This is a genomic window from Bradyrhizobium sp. BR2003, assembly GCF_009720285.1.
GTDB lineage: Bacteria > Pseudomonadota > Alphaproteobacteria > Rhizobiales > Xanthobacteraceae > Bradyrhizobium > Bradyrhizobium elkanii.
Genome location: NZ_SMYJ01000025.1, coordinates 195,006 through 210,999, shown reverse-complemented (window position 1 = coordinate 210,999; position 15,994 = coordinate 195,006). Strand labels below are relative to the sequence as shown.

Annotated in this window: 23 protein-coding genes; 15 read left to right on the top strand and 8 right to left on the bottom strand. The window is 63.0% G+C overall.

Going from position 1 to position 15,994, the window contains the following annotated elements; translation table 11 throughout:
- The first annotated feature begins 41 nt into the window (after positions 1-41).
- From E2I15_RS18540 to E2I15_RS18520, 5 genes are all read left to right on the top strand, one after another.
- Complete coding sequence (locus E2I15_RS18540; RefSeq protein ID WP_137476275.1) at positions 42-1,400, top strand: formimidoylglutamate deiminase; 1,359 nt, start codon at positions 42-44, stop codon at positions 1,398-1,400.
- Entirely contained in the window at positions 1,397-2,140 is a 744-nt protein-coding gene (gene hutC / locus E2I15_RS18535) for a histidine utilization transcriptional repressor HutC (protein ID WP_137476276.1), read from the top strand. The genes E2I15_RS18540 and hutC overlap by 4 nt, the downstream gene beginning before the upstream one ends.
- A gap of 134 nt (positions 2,141-2,274) precedes the next feature.
- On the top strand, positions 2,275-3,219 hold the full coding sequence (locus tag E2I15_RS18530; RefSeq protein WP_026192569.1) for an ABC transporter substrate-binding protein: 945 nt from the start codon (positions 2,275-2,277) through the stop codon (positions 3,217-3,219).
- Positions 3,220-3,297: 78 nt separating this feature from the next.
- The gene (locus E2I15_RS18525) at positions 3,298-4,071 is read left to right on the top strand and encodes an ABC transporter permease (RefSeq protein WP_018270830.1); all 774 of its coding nucleotides are present in this window, start codon (positions 3,298-3,300) and stop codon (positions 4,069-4,071) included.
- Positions 4,068-4,853: an ABC transporter ATP-binding protein gene (locus E2I15_RS18520; protein ID WP_155262452.1), complete on the top strand. Its 786-nt coding sequence runs from the start codon at positions 4,068-4,070 to the stop codon at positions 4,851-4,853. The genes E2I15_RS18525 and E2I15_RS18520 overlap by 4 nt, the downstream gene beginning before the upstream one ends.
- 267 nt (positions 4,854-5,120) lie before the next feature.
- Here the strand turns inward: E2I15_RS18520 and E2I15_RS18515 are convergent, their stop codons facing one another.
- Positions 5,121-5,306: a hypothetical protein gene (locus E2I15_RS18515; RefSeq protein ID WP_016847356.1), complete on the bottom strand. Its 186-nt coding sequence runs from the start codon at positions 5,304-5,306 to the stop codon at positions 5,121-5,123.
- A 25-nt stretch (positions 5,307-5,331) separates the two neighbouring features.
- Here E2I15_RS18515 and E2I15_RS18510 point away from each other — a divergent pair, with 25 nt between their 5' ends.
- A complete protein-coding gene (locus E2I15_RS18510) occupies positions 5,332-5,514 on the top strand; it encodes a hypothetical protein (protein ID WP_016847357.1) in 183 nt (60 codons plus the stop codon).
- A 25-nt stretch (positions 5,515-5,539) separates the two neighbouring features.
- Here E2I15_RS18510 and E2I15_RS18505 read toward each other — a convergent pair whose 3' ends face one another.
- Genes E2I15_RS18505 through E2I15_RS18490 form a run of 4 tightly spaced genes read right to left on the bottom strand, consistent with a single transcriptional unit; the run spans position 5,540 to position 8,643 of the window.
- The gene (locus tag E2I15_RS18505) at positions 5,540-5,860 is read right to left on the bottom strand and encodes a cupin domain-containing protein (RefSeq protein WP_038379151.1); all 321 of its coding nucleotides are present in this window, start codon (positions 5,858-5,860) and stop codon (positions 5,540-5,542) included.
- Positions 5,857-6,597: a YqcI/YcgG family protein gene (locus E2I15_RS18500; protein ID WP_229188818.1), complete on the bottom strand. Its 741-nt coding sequence runs from the start codon at positions 6,595-6,597 to the stop codon at positions 5,857-5,859. Before E2I15_RS18500 ends, E2I15_RS18505 begins: the two co-directional genes overlap by 4 nt.
- A 40-nt stretch (positions 6,598-6,637) precedes the next feature.
- The gene (locus E2I15_RS18495; RefSeq protein WP_137478608.1) at positions 6,638-7,930 is read right to left on the bottom strand and encodes an MFS transporter; all 1,293 of its coding nucleotides are present in this window, start codon (positions 7,928-7,930) and stop codon (positions 6,638-6,640) included.
- Positions 7,930-8,643, bottom strand: a complete 714-nt coding sequence (locus E2I15_RS18490; protein ID WP_170991489.1) for a hypothetical protein — start codon at positions 8,641-8,643, stop codon at positions 7,930-7,932. The genes E2I15_RS18495 and E2I15_RS18490 overlap by 1 nt, the downstream gene beginning before the upstream one ends.
- Positions 8,644-8,706: 63 nt before the next feature.
- Between E2I15_RS18490 and E2I15_RS18485 the strand changes: the two genes are divergently transcribed.
- From E2I15_RS18485 to E2I15_RS18475, 3 genes are all read left to right on the top strand, one after another.
- Positions 8,707-9,726, top strand: a complete 1,020-nt coding sequence (locus E2I15_RS18485; RefSeq protein ID WP_018272820.1) for a GlxA family transcriptional regulator — start codon at positions 8,707-8,709, stop codon at positions 9,724-9,726.
- Between the two features lie 165 nt (positions 9,727-9,891).
- The gene (locus E2I15_RS18480) at positions 9,892-11,025 is read left to right on the top strand and encodes an alpha-hydroxy acid oxidase (RefSeq protein WP_137478606.1); all 1,134 of its coding nucleotides are present in this window, start codon (positions 9,892-9,894) and stop codon (positions 11,023-11,025) included.
- Between the two features lie 143 nt (positions 11,026-11,168).
- The gene (locus E2I15_RS18475; RefSeq protein WP_018272818.1) at positions 11,169-11,372 is read left to right on the top strand and encodes a hypothetical protein; all 204 of its coding nucleotides are present in this window, start codon (positions 11,169-11,171) and stop codon (positions 11,370-11,372) included.
- Positions 11,373-11,385: 13 nt separating this feature from the next.
- Here E2I15_RS18475 and E2I15_RS18470 read toward each other — a convergent pair whose 3' ends face one another.
- Complete coding sequence (locus E2I15_RS18470; protein WP_018272817.1) at positions 11,386-11,571, bottom strand: hypothetical protein; 186 nt, start codon at positions 11,569-11,571, stop codon at positions 11,386-11,388.
- A 219-nt stretch (positions 11,572-11,790) separates the two neighbouring features.
- Between E2I15_RS18470 and E2I15_RS18465 the strand changes: the two genes are divergently transcribed.
- A complete protein-coding gene (locus E2I15_RS18465) occupies positions 11,791-12,144 on the top strand; it encodes a phasin (protein WP_016847366.1) in 354 nt (117 codons plus the stop codon).
- A gap of 27 nt (positions 12,145-12,171) precedes the next feature.
- On the opposite strand, the gene E2I15_RS18460 is transcribed toward E2I15_RS18465, so the two are convergent.
- Positions 12,172-12,432: a hypothetical protein gene (locus tag E2I15_RS18460; protein ID WP_038379158.1), complete on the bottom strand. Its 261-nt coding sequence runs from the start codon at positions 12,430-12,432 to the stop codon at positions 12,172-12,174.
- A gap of 206 nt (positions 12,433-12,638) precedes the next feature.
- Between E2I15_RS18460 and E2I15_RS18455 the strand changes: the two genes are divergently transcribed.
- Positions 12,639-12,941, top strand: a complete 303-nt coding sequence (locus tag E2I15_RS18455) for a hypothetical protein (protein WP_137478808.1) — start codon at positions 12,639-12,641, stop codon at positions 12,939-12,941.
- Positions 12,942-13,041: 100 nt separating this feature from the next.
- Here E2I15_RS18455 and E2I15_RS18450 read toward each other — a convergent pair whose 3' ends face one another.
- Positions 13,042-13,227: a hypothetical protein gene (locus E2I15_RS18450; RefSeq protein WP_137478605.1), complete on the bottom strand. Its 186-nt coding sequence runs from the start codon at positions 13,225-13,227 to the stop codon at positions 13,042-13,044.
- Positions 13,228-14,103: 876 nt separating this feature from the next.
- Between E2I15_RS18450 and E2I15_RS18445 the strand changes: the two genes are divergently transcribed.
- The 4 genes from E2I15_RS18445 to E2I15_RS18430 all read left to right on the top strand — a co-directional run bounded on the left by E2I15_RS18445 (position 14,104) and on the right by E2I15_RS18430 (position 15,742).
- On the top strand, positions 14,104-14,358 hold the full coding sequence (locus tag E2I15_RS18445; protein WP_137478604.1) for a hypothetical protein: 255 nt from the start codon (positions 14,104-14,106) through the stop codon (positions 14,356-14,358).
- A gap of 339 nt (positions 14,359-14,697) precedes the next feature.
- Entirely contained in the window at positions 14,698-14,934 is a 237-nt protein-coding gene (locus E2I15_RS18440; RefSeq protein ID WP_092125851.1) for a hypothetical protein, read from the top strand.
- 4 nt (positions 14,935-14,938) lie between these two features.
- Positions 14,939-15,232, top strand: coding sequence for a hypothetical protein (locus E2I15_RS18435; protein WP_196238905.1), 294 nt, complete (start codon positions 14,939-14,941; stop codon positions 15,230-15,232).
- Positions 15,233-15,313: 81 nt separating this feature from the next.
- Entirely contained in the window at positions 15,314-15,742 is a 429-nt protein-coding gene (locus E2I15_RS18430; protein WP_137478603.1) for a GNAT family N-acetyltransferase, read from the top strand.
- Positions 15,743-15,994 lie beyond the last annotated feature (252 nt).

Genomic DNA, 15,994 nt, shown 5'->3' with positions numbered 1-15,994 from the left:
CATATAATCGTGTCTGGGTTCTGTCCAGCCGGCGTGGAAAAATGACACGACTGCATTTCGCATTCGCGCTGCTGCCTTCGGGCTGGGCCAATGACGTGCAGGTCGTCGTTTCCGATGGCGCGATCGCGTCGGTGACGGTGGGCGTCGCGCCTGCCGCCGGCGACGAACGTCACCAACTGGCGGTTCCGGGATTGGCGAGCCTGCACAGCCACGCCTTTCAGCGCGGCATGGCCGGCCTTGCCGAACTGCGCGGCGACACGACCGATACGTTCTGGACCTGGCGCGAGACGATGTATCGCTTCGCGCTGACCATGACGCCGGACGACGTCGTCGCCGTCGCAATCCTGCTCTACGTCGAGATGCTCGAGCGGGGCTTTACCCGCGTCGGCGAGTTCCACTATCTGCATCATGATCGGGACGGCGCGCCCTACGCCAATGCCGCCGAGATGGCCGTGCGCATCGCAGAGGCCGCCAACGCCTCCGGCATCGGACTCACGCTGCTGCCAAGTTTCTACGCCCACAGCACGTTCGGCGCCGCTGCACCGCATGCCGGGCAGCGCCGCTTCATTTGCTCGGTCGATCAGTTTGCCACGCTGATGACTGCCTCGCGTGAGGCAATCCGAGACCTACCTGGCGCCAATATCGGCATCGCTCCGCATAGCCTGCGCGCCGTGGCGCCGGATGAGCTGGCGGCGATCATCCTACTTGCCGGGGCGGACCCGATCCACATCCACGCCGCCGAACAGGTGCGCGAGGTCGAGGATTGCCTCGCCTGGTCGGGACAGCGGCCGGTGCAATGGCTGCTCGAACATGCGCCCGTCGATCAACGCTGGTGCCTGATTCACGCGACCCACATGACGGAGCAGGAAGTCACAGCGCTCGCCCGCAGCGGCGCGGTTGCCGGCCTTTGCCCCGTCACCGAAGCAAGTCTCGGCGACGGCATCTTTTCCGCGCGCGAATTCCTCGCGGCGGGCGGCCGGTTCGGCATCGGAACCGATTCCAATGTGCTGGTCGGGGTCGCCGACGAGCTGCGTCAGCTCGAATACGGCCAGCGGCTGAAGCACCGCGAGCGCAACGTGTTTTCGGGGCGTCCCGGCGCATCCACCGGCCGCGCCCTGTTCGATCACGCGCTCGCGGGCGGTGCGCAAGCTCTGGCACAGACCAAGGCCGGGCTCGCGCCCGGTGCGCGCGCCGACATCGTGTCTCTCGACACCGCGCACCCGTCCCTCGCGGGACGGTCGGGCGATGCGGTTCTCGACGGCTGGCTGTTTGCAACCGGCAGCGACGCGATCGATTGCGTCTGGGCCGGCGGCGACAGGGTCGTCGCGGGCGGACGGCACCGGTTGCGCGACAAGGCGCGCGAGCAGTTCAATGCCAGCGTGCGGAGGCTCGTCGCATGAGCCTCGCCTCCGACCAGGCCAAGCCGAATGCAGCCGGCAAGCCGACGCTCTACAAGCGCATCCGGCTCGACATAGAGACCCGGATCCTGACCGGCGAATGGCCGCCCGGGCATCGCATCCCGTTCGAGCACCAATTGATGGCGCGCTACCGCTGCTCGCGCATGACGGTGAACAAGGCGTTGTCGGAGCTGGCGCAGGCCGATTTGATCGAGCGGCGGCGCCGTGCCGGCACCTTCGTGCGCCGTCCACAGCATCTGTCGGCGGTGCTCAAGATCGCCGACATCCGCGCCGAGATCACCGCGCTCGGCCGCAGCTATGGCTATCAGCTGATTGATTGCCGGCGCCGTACCGCAACATCGGCCGATCGGGCCCGGCTCGGCATGGACAAGGCCGGCAAGGTGGTCGCGATCGCCTGCCGGCACAGCGCCGACAATGTGCCGTTCGCCGTCGAGGACAGGCTGATCGATCTCTCCACGGTTCCGGAGGCTGCCAACGCGGACTTCGCGCGCGAGCCGCCCGGCTCGTGGTTGCTGCATCATGTGCCGTGGACCGAAGCCGAGCATACGATCAGTGCCGTCGTCGCCGACGATCGCACGGCCGAGGCGCTCGACATCGCGGTCGGCGCGCCCTGCCTCGTGATCGACCGCTACACTTGGCGCAGCGCGCGCACGGTGACGGCGGTGCGGTTGCATTACCCAGGCGAGACGCATCGCCTGGTCGCCCGCTTCAAGGGAGGCTGAGGACGCCTTGCGCGGCATATTTCATGCAATGCATCATGGGCCATCATCCGCCGACATGCTTCGTGCGGCAATCCGCCGCGACTGACGTGAAGACATCAACCGGGTTCAATCCATCGTTCAAGAGGTCGACAATCATGCGTTCTTTCAAGCTATTTTCCGCAATCGCAGTGCTGCTCGCGTCCACCGCCGCGTCAGCGGATGACGTCAAGGTCGGCGTCGGCATCTCCGGATGGACCGGATTCGCGCCGCTGACGCTCGCCAAGGAAGCCGGAATCTTCAAGAAGAACGGCCTCGACGTAACCTTGAAGAAGATCCCGCAGAAGGACCGGCATCTCGCGATCGCCTCGGGCGACATCCAGTGCGCGGCGACGACGGTCGAGACGTGGATCTCCTGGAATGCCAACGGCGTCGCGACCAAGCAGATCTTCCAGCTCGACAAGAGCTATGGCGCCGACGGCATGGCCGTGCGCAACGACGTCGCCGCGATCAAGGACTTGAAGGGCAAGACCGTCGCGGCATCGGCGCCGGGCACCTCGCCCTACTTCGCGCTGGCCTGGATGCTGAAGAAGAACGGCCTCTCGGTGAAGGACGTCACGGTGGTGAATCTGGAGCCCGCCGCCGCGGCGCAGGCTTTCGTCTCCGGCCAGAACGATGCCGCGATGACCTACGAGCCCTATCTGTCGACCGTGCGCGCCGCTCCCGACAAGGGCAAGATCATCGCGACCACGCTCGACTACCCGATCGTGATGGATACCTTCGGCTGCACGCCGAAATTCCTGACCGACAATCCGAAGGCGGCGCAGGCGCTGGCCGACAGCTATTTCGAGGCGCTCGACATGATCGCCAAGGATCAGGCCAAGTCCTACGAGATCATGGGCGCCGACGTGAAGCAGAGCGGCGAGCAGTTCGGCAACTCGGCAAAGTACCTGCGCTGGCAGGACAAGGCCGCCAACCAGAAATTCTTCGCCGGCGACTTCCTCACCTTCAACAAGGACGCTGCCGAGCTCCTGCTCGAGGTCGGCATCATCAAGGCCGCGCCGAAGGTCGAAGACATCTACGACGCCAGCTTCATCAAGTAACGCAGCAACCATTTCTGCCGGTGCCGCCTCGCGACGCAGCGGACGGGACCGGAGCATGAGATACGCCTGGATCAATTGATGCGTCCTCTCGAGCCCACGACATCGAAGCAGCGCGTGGCCTATGGCCTCGCCTTCTTCGTGCTGTTCGTCGCCCTCTGGTCCTGGGCCACGTTCGGCGGCCACGTGTCGAAGACTTTCCTCGCCAACCCGCTCACCATGGTGCAGGAAGGCTATGAGCTGCTCGCCAAGCAAGGCTTTCTGTTCGACATCGGGATGACGATCTGGCGCGTGATCGGCGGGTTTGTGCTTGCTGCCGTCATCGCGGTGCCGCTCGGCGTGCTGATGGGGGCCTACAAGCCAATCGAGGCCTTTCTCGAGCCGTTTGTGTCCTTTGCGCGCTATCTGCCGGCGTCGGCCTTCATCCCGCTGTTGATCCTGTGGGCCGGCATCGGCGAGTTGCAGAAGCTGCTGGTGATCTTCATCGGCGCGGTGTTTCAGATCATCCTGATGGTCGCGGTCACCGTCGGTGCCACACGGCGCGATCTGGTGGAGGCCGCCTACACGCTCGGCGCCCGCGACCGCGGCATCATCCGCCGGGTGCTGCTGCCCTCCGCCGCGCCCGAGATTGCTGAAATCCTCAGGCTGGTGCTGGGCTGGGCCTGGACCTACGTCATCGTGGCCGAACTGATCGGCTCGTCATCGGGCATCGGGCACATGATCACCGACAGCCAGGCGCTGCTCAACACCGGCCAGATCATCTTCGGCATCATCGTGATCGGGCTGATCGGCCTGATCTCCGACTTCCTGTTCAAGGCCTTCAACGCTTGGCTGTTCCCGTGGAAGCTCGCATGACCGCGCTCAGGATCGATCAGGTCTCGCGAACCTTCCCCGCCCGTGCCGGCAACGCGCCGACGAGAGCGCTCGAGCCGACCACGCTCGATGTCGGCGACAACGACTTCGTCACCATTCTCGGCCCCTCCGGCTGCGGAAAATCCACCCTGCTCCGGATCATCGCCGGGCTCGACCGGCCGACCAGCGGGCGCGTTACGCTCGACGGGCGCGAGGTCACGGGCCCCGGCGCCGACCGCGGCATGGTGTTTCAGTCCTACACCCTGTTCCCATGGCTGACGGTCCGCGAGAACATCGCCTTCGGCCTGCGCGAGCGCGGCGTGTCGCAAGCGGAGCGCCACGACATCGCCAATGCCTTCATCCGCCGGGTCGGGCTATCCGGTTTCGAGAACCACTGGCCCAAGCAGCTGTCGGGAGGCATGCAGCAGCGCACGGCGATCGCCCGCGCGCTGGCCAACGATCCGAAAATCCTGCTGCTCGACGAGCCGTTCGGTGCGCTCGACAACCAGACGCGGGCATTGATGCAGGAGATGCTGCTCGGGATCTGGGAGCGCGACCAGAAGACGGTGCTGTTCGTCACGCACGACATCGAGGAAGCGATCTTCCTCGGCAGCCGCGTCATCGTCATGAGCGCCCGGCCCGGCCGCATCAAGGCCGAGATCACGGTCGATCTGCCGCATCCCCGCTCCTACAAGATCAAGACCACGCCCGAATTCGTCGTGCTGAAGGAACGGCTCGTGGAAGAGATCCGCACCGAGGCCCTGAAAGTCGCCGAACAGGCCTGATGATCAGCCACGCTTCTAGGGCCTTTTCCGTTCCGATGGAATCGGAACGGGGCTCCATATTCTGGTTTGACGCGTTTCCTTGACGAGAACCCGTATCCGCTTCGCTCGAAAACGCTCCGGCGTGCTCGGCCTGCACAGAGGATCAACTATTCGCAAACCAGCCTGACCGCAGGCGAGAGGAAAGCCTCTCGCCTCGCGAGATGTCTTTCAGGCGTCGCAGGCCCCGGCGCGTCGCCGGCGGCCCGGGAGCTGGTCCGTTTCGGGAACTCAGTTCGGCTTGCTGCGCAGGTTGTTCCTTGGCATACTTTCAACTTCCTCGGGCTCCGCCCGATCGATCTCGAGGCGTGCCATCCGGAGGATGAGGGTTGCCGTGGTGAGGCCGAGGCGTTCGGCCTCTTGTGCTGCGGTGTCGACCTTCTGGGCCAAGCCTTCACGTTTACCTGGGTATGCCATTCGTAATCCTCACTTAAGGTGCGAGATGAAAAATCCCACATACGTTGCAGAGCTGCAGAAGAAGCTCGGAGCTCCATCGAGCGAAACACTGGAAAGCCTGCGACTGTTGAAGGCCTTCCTTCGACTTGCGCCCGACCAGCGTTCCGAGGTCATCGAGCTGGTCGAACGTTTGGCGGTTGAGCCGCCGCGCGATCCCTCTCTGTCCTGAGGTGCTCGCAAATCTTTCCTGTGCGTCAGTTGTTCATCGGCTTGGCGGGCGTTTGCGTCGCGATCACATAGATTGCGCCGCCCTCGAGCGCTTCGGATTGATGCAGCGTGCCGGCTGGCAGCAGGATGGTGTCGCCGGCGCCAACCACCCGCTCGCCGCCATCCCAGATGAAGTGCAGCCGGCCGCTGATGATCATCAGGATCTCGTCGACCGGATGGGTATGGAATTGATGCACCTTGCCGGCCGCATCATGCTGCAGCTCGACCGAACCCTGGGCCGGAAGCAGGTTCAGGATCTCCGGGTCGATGGCAAATTCAGTCTTCGTGCCTGCGATGATCTGGGTCATGCTGCCTGCTCCTTGTTCGCGATCGGTGGCGTCTTGTTCTGCGCGAGCTTGGCGAAGGGGCAGCCCGAGCTCGCATTGTTGTCGTCGTGCAGGAAGTACTGCAGATACTCGCGGCCGTCGGTCGCACCGTAGCGGCCCAGAAGCGGAGAGGGGCTCGCGCTGTCGTACGGGATCAGGCGCTTGCGCACCTCCGCGAACGCGGCGTTCGCGGCCTTCTCCGTCCCGAGGATCTTCTCGAACACCCAGCGCGGCTGGAATGTGAGCATGAAGGCGCTGGACCGGCGGCTCTGGCGCATCACATGCGCGGGCGTCGTGCAGACCACGAAGATCGGCTCGCCCGCGAACGAGAACTCCCACATCGGGTGGTCGATCTGTTCCGGAATCTCCGATGGCCACGGGTTCTTGTCCAGCCGTGCGAGCTGGTCGAGCGTCAGCCACATCTTGCGATAATAGGCATCGAGCGTCTGTACCGGGCGGGGTCGCGTGAACACGATCAACGAGGTGTTGGGACCGAACGAGCGCGCCTGCGAGACATATTGCCCGAGTTGCTCGCCCAGCACCGCCACATCATATGGGTCGAGGAACAGGTAGCGGAGCTGATCCTGGCGATGTCCGGTCACGCCGAACACGCAAGGGAACGGCCTTGCCTCGCTGCTCATCTGCGCTTCAAACTCGGAGAACATCACGCTCTGCCAGCTGCTGACCGGAAAGTTTGACGCGACTTCGCCTTTTCTCAAGAACAAGCGCTCCATAACACCCCCTACACTCATAACGACACTAACGAGCTATCAACTTGCTTCTCATCAAGAGCGGCCCGGCAATGCCCGGCAGCGACATGAGAAGCAGAATGACAATCAAGGCGCTGTAGCCGCCGTCGCCGATCGCGGCCGTGTTGTGTACGGCGTCGGTCCCCGAGGCGTTGCTGGCGGCGAGCATCGCGAAGCCGATGATGGGCTGCGAGATGCCGGCGAAGATTCCGGCGGCTGTGGTGTTCACGGATGCGCCTACGCCGATCAGATCGGCGGTGTAGAGCTTCTTGACGCATTTCAGCACCAGCGGGACGGTGCCGCCGGCGACGAGCCCCAAGACAGTAAACACGACGGTGACGTAGGCGAGACCAAATGTCTGGGCGATCGGCGGCAGCAGCATCGCGATTAGCAGCATGCGGAGCACGCAAATGCCGATCAGCGCGCGGTCAAGCGCCGCCGCGGCGCGATCGGCGGCGTGACCCAGGAAGATCGAGCCGAGCGCATTGCCGATCATGAAGGCGAGCAGGGGCGTGCCGGCCGCCGTCGGGGAGATGTGGAAGAAGTGCGCGACCATCGGAATGCCCCAGACGCCCGACAGCGTCGTCACCACCGCGAAGTGCGACGCAAACGTCATTGCGCAACCCCAGTTCCCGACATGAGCCAGCGATCGCCGCGCGGCGAGCACCACGCCCTTCAACGTCTTGTTGCTGTGCGAGGCCGGATCCGGCTTGAGCGCGAGCTTGGCGAAAGCGAGGTTGGCCAATCCAATGCACGCGATGAACAGGAAGCAGGCCCGCCAGCCAAAGCCTGAAACCGCAGCTGCAAGCGGCGTGGTCGCAATTACGCCGCCGACATAGCCCGAGACCTGCGAAATGCCCGACATCATGCCGAACCGCTCATCCGTGAAGCTTTGTGCCACGAGCTTCAGGAGTGCGGTGAAGACCAGCGCATCGCCGCAGGCGACGATCAGGCGTGCAACAAAAACGTCGAGCAGGTTCGGTGCCAGCGCGAACGCGGCGCTGCCGAGCGAGGAGGCGATCATGCTGACGAGGACGACGCGCTTGACGCCGTAACGGTCGACCAGAAGGCCTGCCGGAATTTGCATCAAGGTGTAGCCCCAGAAGTAGCTAGAGGCGAGCATCGCAACGCCGGCCGCGTCGGTGTTGAAGTCGTGCATGAAACTGAGGCTGACCGACTGCGGCGATACGCGCTGCAGGAAGGCAATGGCGTAGGCGATGGCCACCGCAGTCCACGCGAGATAGGCGCGATCGGTGAAGCGCGACGTCGGGGCATAAACAGCTTGTTGTCCGAGCATCGACATCACACCCTCGCGTAACCCACCGAGAAAAGGGCATCCGCTGAATTCGGAATCTTCCGCAACATCGCGGCATCGACCAGCGACGCGGTGCCATGATAGGCCTGCCGATGGTGCTTAATGTGGCCGTAAGCGCCACGCATGATCATGTCGGGCAGTTCGAGCGGCTTGCCCGGATAGAGCGAGGTGCACATCTCGATACAGGCCGCCTGCAGGGCGAGATCCTGCGTGTCGTCGAGCAAAGAAGGAGTCACTTTTTCGCAAATTTTAGCGTTCGCTGCCCAGACGATCGGGTTGCGGGTTCGCCAGCCGTAGATCACGTTGCCCGCGGCTCTCGCGGCGGCCCCGGAGCATTTCAGGACTTCCGATGTGAAGAAGCCGTAGAAGCCGCGGCCCTGGTGCGCCGGGAGCACTTCCGTGCCGCTGCGATAGATGCCAAGTCCGGCCGACATCTCCAGGACGCGGTAGACGGAGAAGGCAATGAGGCCAGACCGATCGTAGACAAGGATCAGGCTATACTTCTTGTCGAAGGGCGAGGAGGTTGCCGTCCAGTGCGGCTCGGTGGCCTGCCAGTTGACGGCAATGATGCCGTTCATGGCGTCCATCAGCGGCTGACGGTCGCAGGCTTCCACCCGAGAGGCATCGGGTAGACTGTAGATCGCGTAATCCGTCCAAGGCGATTTGATCGCCTCGTATCCGCTGCCCAGATTTCGCGACATGGCAGAACTCCAGAATTCCATTGCGAGCTATACAGGGCAGCCTCGAATGGCTTAAAGGACAATATGCCCTCGAAAACTGCCAAAGCGCCCCGGCCTGAGCCGCGCGACAAGAAAGCGACGCGGCGGATCGCGATCGTTGCCTTTCCGGGTGTGACCTTGCTCGACATCTCGGGACCGGCGCAGGTGTTTGCAGAACTGGAAGCGATCGAGCTGCCGGGTCCGGACTACTCGCTGTCCTACCTGTCGACCTCCGGTGGGTTGGTGCCGACCGATGTCGGCATGATGATCGACACGGCGCCGATCGACAGTATTGCGCCCGCCGAGGTCGACACGCTGGTGATCCCCGGCGGGCCCGGCATCTGGAAGATCCGCAACGACGCGAAGCTGATGAACTGGATCGCGGAGGCGCTGCCGAAGGCGCGCCGTATCGCGTCGGTTTGCCTTGGCGCATTTGCGCTGGCCTGGACCGGAATTCTGGACGGCAAGCGGGCAGCAACGCACTGGCGTTATTGTCCCCGTCTGCAGGATAGCTTTCCGAATATCCGGGTCGAGCCCAACGCGATCTTCGTCAAGGACGGACGGGTCTGGTCATCGGCCGGGGTCAGCGCCGGCATCGATCTGGCGCTCGCCATGATCGAGGAGGATTTCGGCCACACCATCGCGCTTGATGTCGCGCGCAGACTTGTGGTGTTTCTGAAACGGCCGGGCGGTCAGAGCCAATTCTCGACCGTCCTTGCCGCCCAGGCATCGGACGTCGAGGGACGATTCAGCGCGCTGCACGCCTGGATCATCGAGAACATCACGAGCGACCTCAAGGTCGAGACCCTCGCCGAAAAGGCGGGCATGACGCCGCGCACCTTTGCCCGGACCTATGTCAGCCGCACCGGCATGACGCCGGCCAGCGGCGTCGAGGCGCTGCGCGTGGAGACCGCGCGCTTGCTGCTCGAAAGCCGCCAGATCGGCGGCGTGGTCGAGGTCGCCAAGCGCGCGGGATTTGGCGATGACGAGCGAATGCGGCGGGCCTTCCTGCGCCACCTCGGCGTATCGCCGACCGAGTACCGAAACCGGTTTTCGGGCAGCTAGCTCGCCTTGGGCGAGGCCATCCGGATGCGGACCGCTTCGCGTCGAAAGCCGATCTATCTCACGAGCGAATAGCTGGCCTTCGCTGGCCGGATTCGTGGCTCAAGGTGGTAGCTTTTCCGGTTTGTCTGCGGCTAATGTGCCGGCCAAATCGGGAGAAGAAACACCATGAATGACGGGACCCCCATTCGACAGGCGCGCAATGTCGAACTCGGCGCGAGCGGCGAGGAATTCCAGAACCTGCACGAATTCGCGCGAAAGGCCCGCGCCAAGCTGAATCAGAACGCCTGGGACTACATCGTCGGCGCCTCGGAGACCGAGACCACGATGCGCCGCAACAGAATGGCGCTCGACGAGATCGCGTTCCGGCCGCGCGTCCTTCGCAACGTCATCAACGTCGATTCTTCCACCGTGGTATTCGGACGCAAGCTCCGGCTTCCCGTGATGATCGCCCCGGTCGGCGCGCTCGAGATCTTCGATCCGGATGCGGGCGCGGCCGTCGCGCGCGGAGCGGGAACGTTCGGCGCGGCGCACATGCTGAGTTCGGTGTCCGAGCCAGGGCTGGAGAACACCGCCAAGGCGGCACAGGACGCGCTTCGCATCTTCCAGCTCTATGTGCGCGGCGACGATGCCTTTGTCGAGGATGTGGTCAGCCGCAGCATCGACAACGGTTACGCCGCGTTCTGCCTCACCGTCGACACCGCCCATTACAGCCGGCGCGAGCGTGACATAGCCAAGCGCTATGTCCGCGACAGCCGCATCCGCGCCACCGGCGGCGATTTCCAGAAGGGGCTGGAATGGCGGACGGTGAAGTTGATCAAGGACAAATTCAAGATTCCACTTATCCTCAAGGGGATCGCCACCGCCGAAGACGCCAAGATCGCCCTCGACCACGGGGTCGACTGGATCTACGTCTCCAATCATGGTGGCCGACAGCTCGACCATGGCCGTGGGTCCATGCATGTCCTGCCCGAGATCGTTCAGGCGGTCGCCGGTCGTGCCAAGATCATGGTCGACGGCTCGTTCTGCCGCGGCACCGACATTGTGAAGGCTGTCATTTCGGGCGCTGATCTTGTCGGCATCGGCCGCCTGCAGTGCTGGGCGCTCGCCGCGGCCGGCGAGGCCGGCATTGTCCGGATGCTTGAACTGCTCGAGGATGAGGTGATCCGCTGCCTCGGTCTGCTCGGCGTCACCAGCTTTGCCGAACTGGACAAGTCCTACCTGCATCCGGCGATGCCGACCAATTCGCCGAGCGTGTTCAGCGCATTCCCGCTTCTCGATATCGATCCCTACCGCTACTGAGTCGCTGCGAGCGATGCATGAAGTGCTGGCGCGATCGAGGCAATGTGCGCCTCGATCACGCTAGCCGCCATCAATCTGTGGTGTCCATGAAGCCGCCGCGGCAACGACAAAGTCTGATCCAAATGCCCCACTAGTCGAGGCGGATGGCAAATAATCCATTCGCGGAATTTTCACTCGAGCGCGCGATCGGCTTGCGCTGGACCTTGCGGGATATCCAGGCCGGCAGGCTCAAATTGTCACCGGTCAGCGATGAGGATCTGCACGTCCTCGCTGAGCTCGGTCTGATCGAACTGCATGACGATGAACCCGGGTTGACGGAGGCGGGAGCCGCCGTGCTGAGCGACTGAACGGGCGTCCGGCCTAGCGCGCGTTCAGGAAGCTTTCACCGGAATTGCAGGGCGTGCACTGATAGGTCAGCACGTCGTAGACTTGGTCGCGCGGCTCGATCAAGGCAAGCCGCATTTGCGTGCCGCACTTCATGCACGGCATCTCTATGCTGGTTTTGAACCGGGTGCAGGTCGGTGTTGGACGAACGGCGCGCAGCATCGGATCCCCTTATTCCCCAGAGACGCGAACGCGACCGACGAAGAAGCCGAATCACTATGCCACAGTGCTGACATGATTGGAATCGGCTGTTAGCTGCGGCTAGGTAATTTTTCCTCGATTGGCCGGAGCGGGTGAGGTCTTTTATAGCTCGCGATCCGGCGCTGACGCCGTCACAATCTATGCTAACCTCGCCAGACGCTTATTTCAGGGGGCGCGATCATGATTGAGCCAAAGCTTGAAGTTCCCGCCGAGTTGCGCGATCTCGCGGAAAAGACCATCGACCAGGCCGAACAGGCCTTCAGCTTGTTCTTTGATGCCGCGAGCAAGTCGATGACGTCGATGCCGGGCGCCGGGACCGAGATCTCCAAACAAGCGCTGTCGTTCACCGAGCAGAACATGAAGGCAGCGTTCGAGCATGCACGCAAGCTCGTGCACGCAACGGATCTGCAGGAGGCGATGCGGATCCAGTCGGAATTCCTGCGCAGCCAGTTTACCAATGCCGGCGAACATATGCGGCAGATCAGCGGTAGCGTGATGTCGGCGACCAAGGACGCGACGAAGGGCAAGTTCTAGGGACGGCTTTCGCGGCCTATCGACGCTTTAGCGCCGGCGCGCGACGGCAACGCCGAGCAGAAACGCGACGAACAGGCTTGCGAGCGGCGCTTCGCGCGTGACCGCACTCACGGTGGCCAGGGCTCCGCCCGGTCGGCGCGAGGTCGCGATGGCGTCGCCGAGGCGATCGGCGGCCGCTCGAAGTCCGTCCGACACCTCCGTGATCGTACGCGAAACGTCCGTCGCGGTGTCGATGGCCCGCTCACCGAGTGTGGGCTGAAGCGGGGACTCAGGTATTTCGGAGCTCATGTGCGGTGCCACGATTTGATTGATGACCGACGCCAAGTGACCGCCAACTTTGCTATCCGCACGTTTTGAACGGCGGTGGCGGCCACATATCCGAGAAATTCCGCAGCGGTGGATTGGTTCCACCGACATGCCTCGCTTTCACATCCGGGAACCGGAAACTTACGCGCGCGTCGCGGCTTGTTTCCGTGGAGGAGGCGATCATGACAATGCGGGCGCATGGCATTGCGGATGGCGGTTCGGTCAAGCATCGAAACCGGCATGGTGGCACGCCGCTGTTGGTCGCGGCCGTGGTTGCGATCCTCGGCGTGCTCGGCATGCTGATCGTGGATCACGGTCCGTGGAACAAGCCGAACGTGCAGCCGGCCGCTTCGGCCAACTACTCAACGACCGGTGAGGCGGCGCGCGCGGCTGGCGCAAAGGTCATACCGACCGAGCCCAAGGCGCCGATCGAGCCTGTTCCACCGGGCCCAAAGCCCGCTCATCCGGCAAACCCGAGCACGCCGCAATAGATGCGGGCGCTCGCGGGATCGCATCCCGACCTCGGCGCAGGAATTGACTCGTCGGGCAAATCAGCGGCACAAAATCATCGTCGGAAATATCGCGGGATGATCAGCGAACGCTGACCAGCATACCCCACGCTGCTGCAAATCCTGCACCGACGAGAACCAGCACCGGACTATCGCAGAACGTGCCGCCATACTGGCACATGGTGGCACCGAGAGAGCCGATCTGATGATGACCCGCGGCGTAGAACAGGCCGGACAGGACCGCGAGCACGGCAGCAACGAAATACATCGACGCTTCCTCCTTGCAATCAAATGCGGCGCGGGTCAGTTCGACCGACGCGAGCCAAAACTGTCTTGATGTCGATACAAATATTGTGAGCTGTCCGCTTGACGCGTCGGGCAACTCAGCGGCACACTGACATCATCGCAGTAAGCATAGGCGATTGGCGCCGGCTCGCATTGCGATTCCGGATCAATGCGCAAACTTTCGCTCAAGGCGGTTGCTCATCGTCGAAGCCGACGCATCGCATTTTACCGATCGCATTCAGCCCGAAAAAGGGTTTGACACGTCGGGCAACTCAGGGGCATAATCCGAAAATCAGAAATTGTAGAGCCCGCGCGGAGCAATCCGCGGCGGGCTTTTTCTTTGCCGTTTCACCAATCGGACGGCGGCCGCACCGTCACGACGCCACATCCTCCCAGCCCGTCGCCTGAGCGTCGCAAGCGCGCCGCCGTCCGAACCCTTTGAAAAGAGCAACGAATTGGCCGGTGCGCGCGAACGTGCCGGTCCTGCGGCGCGGCGCAAGCCGGCGCCGCCCGCGGCCCCACTTGTCAGGGATAAGGTTCGCGCCCCAAAAGATCGCCGTCCGCTGCGCGATCTGCCGCACATTCATTCCATGGTCGTCTTAGCGCGCCGACGGCCCATCAACGAGGTTGCATGACCGCTTATCTGATATCGCTCGCGCTCGCGGGCTTGATCGCCATTGCATTGTCGGAGTTTGCATGAGCGCAGAGATCATACCGTTCATCCCCCGTCCGCGTCACGCACGCGAACGAACGGATTTTCCCACGATCGCATTTCGCTCGGCGTTGCCCGATCCTGACACGAGTGATGTCGACACGGCTCCGAGCGAATATCTCCCGTCCGATTGGGAGGAGAAATAGCTTGGCGAAGACGATCACCCAGATCCGCTCACTCGCGCGGAGCCATACGAGAACCACACTCAACGCACTCGTCGGCGTGATGCGATCGACCAGCGCCACCCCGGCCGCCCGCGTCTCCGCGGCCAATGCCATCCTCGATCGCGGCTGGGGCAAAGCGCCGCAGGCGATCGAAAACGGCGATGGAGCGCTCGAACTTGTGCACCGCATCGAGCGAGTCATCGTTGAGCCCGAGGAGATTGACGGCGACGATACCTGAGAGCAGCGGCCGCAGTTCACCCGACCCATGGATGGCTTGAATTGCTTTGCCGCAAGTCCTTCCGATACGTTCAATTACGTCATCGAGAACTCGGACCGCTATCGGGGCCACTCGCGGCATCGTGTGCCCGGGTCTGCTGGGCTGCTCCTACCTACGTGCTAGCCGGCATGATATCAATCATGGCGTGTCAAGCAGAGCGCCGCCACGCAAGCGGGATTGGCCTTGTCATGGCTCGCCGACTTGATCAGAGCGCGCCCTCGTCAATGACCATTCAAGCGAGATGATCACCGCTCGGCGCCAGGCGGGCGTGCGAGCCGCTTTGCCCTATCGAGAGCAGCCTTGTCGATCCTGAAAATTCCGACCGCAAAGGTGTTCGAGCCGCTGCTTCGACCGGCGCGATACAAGGGGGCGTTCGGCGGCCGCGGATCTGGGAAATGCGTCGTGTGGGACAAGGTTCTCGGTCTTGGAACGACGCCGCAACTCGCGGGAGACGTAAGCACCTGGGCTGGCATGATCATGGGTTTCTATTTTGGAAAACGCACGTTCGAGAATGTCGCACGCATCATTCGACGGTGACCGCATGCACGAAGCTGATGTCAAGGCGATCGTGATGGAAACGTTGATTGAGCAAGACCGGGTACGACGAAGCGATATCGACGCCGTGGTGGTCAAGACTATTGCGACTGTCCTCACTTCATTCGGTTTCGAAGAGGGGGACCGACGCGAGCTGCGCGCGGATTTTCAGCATCTCCGGCGGTGGCGACGAAGCGTCGAGCAGGCGCAAAGCTACACATTCAAGGCGGTGATAACTGTGATTGCCACGGGTTTTCTCGGAGCCGTTTGGTTGGGCATCAAGGCCACGCTCGGAAAGTGACTCGCAGAGCGCGGAGCGGATTGATGTCCTTGCCCTAGATCTGGGCGTCTTGGCGGACAGCAGAATTATTGAGGCGCAGAAATGTATCGGATACGCGAGGTCGAAACCCAGGACGAAGCGGTGGCGGACTCGCTCGCCGAGCTTCACCAGCTGATATTCTGCGACGGGACCCGTGCACCGGACTTCGAGCAAGGATATTGGTGGATTGCGTTCCGTGGAGCGAAGCCAATCGCATTCGCGGGTGTCGTTCCTTCAACCCATGTTACAAATGCTGGATATCTGTGCCGCGTTGGCGTCGTGATGCCACACTGCGGCCACGGCCTGCAGGTGCGGCTTACTCGCGCGTTGGAAGCGCGAGCGCGGCGTGCCGGCTGGAGGGCGATCGTTTCGGATACCACCGATAACATTTTCTCGGCCAACAATTTTATCCGGCTGGGATATCGGCTCTTCGAACCTCTCTCGCCCTGGGCATGGCAGCACACGCTGTATTGGCGGAAGGAACTCGTCTAGGTCCTACGACCTGGTTCGGGTTGTTGCGAACAATTCGATGACGTGGAGCGCCCGGTGGCCTCGGCCACCGGGCTTTTTTGCGTTTCTGGTCATGGGAAGCGCCCCTTCGGCAAGCGCCGGTCATTGCCGGCATCGAATCTTGGGCGCGGGAATGCTAGAATGGGCTTATGCAATGCGAACGAAGCATCGCTGGAGGCGTTTCCGGCGGCAGTCGCGGATTCTGAGCGTTGAATTCGCGAAATGGAGGCTTGC

What these genes read in the sequence shown, in the direction of transcription:
- E2I15_RS18540 (WP_137476275.1), top strand. Translation starts at nt 42, where the DNA reads ATGACACGACTGCATTTCGCATTCGCGCTGCTGCCTTCGGGCTGGGCC.
- hutC (WP_137476276.1), top strand. Translation starts at nt 1,397, where the DNA reads ATGAGCCTCGCCTCCGACCAGGCCAAGCCGAATGCAGCCGGCAAGCCG.
- E2I15_RS18530 (WP_026192569.1), top strand. Translation starts at nt 2,275, where the DNA reads ATGCGTTCTTTCAAGCTATTTTCCGCAATCGCAGTGCTGCTCGCGTCC.
- E2I15_RS18525 (WP_018270830.1), top strand. Translation starts at nt 3,298, where the DNA reads ATGCGTCCTCTCGAGCCCACGACATCGAAGCAGCGCGTGGCCTATGGC.
- E2I15_RS18520 (WP_155262452.1), top strand. Translation starts at nt 4,068, where the DNA reads ATGACCGCGCTCAGGATCGATCAGGTCTCGCGAACCTTCCCCGCCCGT.
- E2I15_RS18515 (WP_016847356.1), bottom strand. Translation starts at nt 5,306, where the DNA reads ATGGCATACCCAGGTAAACGTGAAGGCTTGGCCCAGAAGGTCGACACC.
- E2I15_RS18510 (WP_016847357.1), top strand. Translation starts at nt 5,332, where the DNA reads ATGAAAAATCCCACATACGTTGCAGAGCTGCAGAAGAAGCTCGGAGCT.
- E2I15_RS18505 (WP_038379151.1), bottom strand. Translation starts at nt 5,860, where the DNA reads ATGACCCAGATCATCGCAGGCACGAAGACTGAATTTGCCATCGACCCG.
- E2I15_RS18495 (WP_137478608.1), bottom strand. Translation starts at nt 7,930, where the DNA reads ATGTCGATGCTCGGACAACAAGCTGTTTATGCCCCGACGTCGCGCTTC.
- E2I15_RS18490 (WP_170991489.1), bottom strand. Translation starts at nt 8,643, where the DNA reads ATGTCGCGAAATCTGGGCAGCGGATACGAGGCGATCAAATCGCCTTGG.
- E2I15_RS18485 (WP_018272820.1), top strand. Translation starts at nt 8,707, where the DNA reads ATGCCCTCGAAAACTGCCAAAGCGCCCCGGCCTGAGCCGCGCGACAAG.
- E2I15_RS18480 (WP_137478606.1), top strand. Translation starts at nt 9,892, where the DNA reads ATGAATGACGGGACCCCCATTCGACAGGCGCGCAATGTCGAACTCGGC.
- E2I15_RS18475 (WP_018272818.1), top strand. Translation starts at nt 11,169, where the DNA reads ATGGCAAATAATCCATTCGCGGAATTTTCACTCGAGCGCGCGATCGGC.
- E2I15_RS18470 (WP_018272817.1), bottom strand. Translation starts at nt 11,571, where the DNA reads ATGCTGCGCGCCGTTCGTCCAACACCGACCTGCACCCGGTTCAAAACC.
- E2I15_RS18465 (WP_016847366.1), top strand. Translation starts at nt 11,791, where the DNA reads ATGATTGAGCCAAAGCTTGAAGTTCCCGCCGAGTTGCGCGATCTCGCG.
- E2I15_RS18460 (WP_038379158.1), bottom strand. Translation starts at nt 12,432, where the DNA reads ATGAGCTCCGAAATACCTGAGTCCCCGCTTCAGCCCACACTCGGTGAG.
- E2I15_RS18455 (WP_137478808.1), top strand. Translation starts at nt 12,639, where the DNA reads ATGCGGGCGCATGGCATTGCGGATGGCGGTTCGGTCAAGCATCGAAAC.
- E2I15_RS18450 (WP_137478605.1), bottom strand. Translation starts at nt 13,227, where the DNA reads ATGTATTTCGTTGCTGCCGTGCTCGCGGTCCTGTCCGGCCTGTTCTAC.
- E2I15_RS18435 (WP_196238905.1), top strand. Translation starts at nt 14,939, where the DNA reads ATGCACGAAGCTGATGTCAAGGCGATCGTGATGGAAACGTTGATTGAG.
- E2I15_RS18430 (WP_137478603.1), top strand. Translation starts at nt 15,314, where the DNA reads ATGTATCGGATACGCGAGGTCGAAACCCAGGACGAAGCGGTGGCGGAC.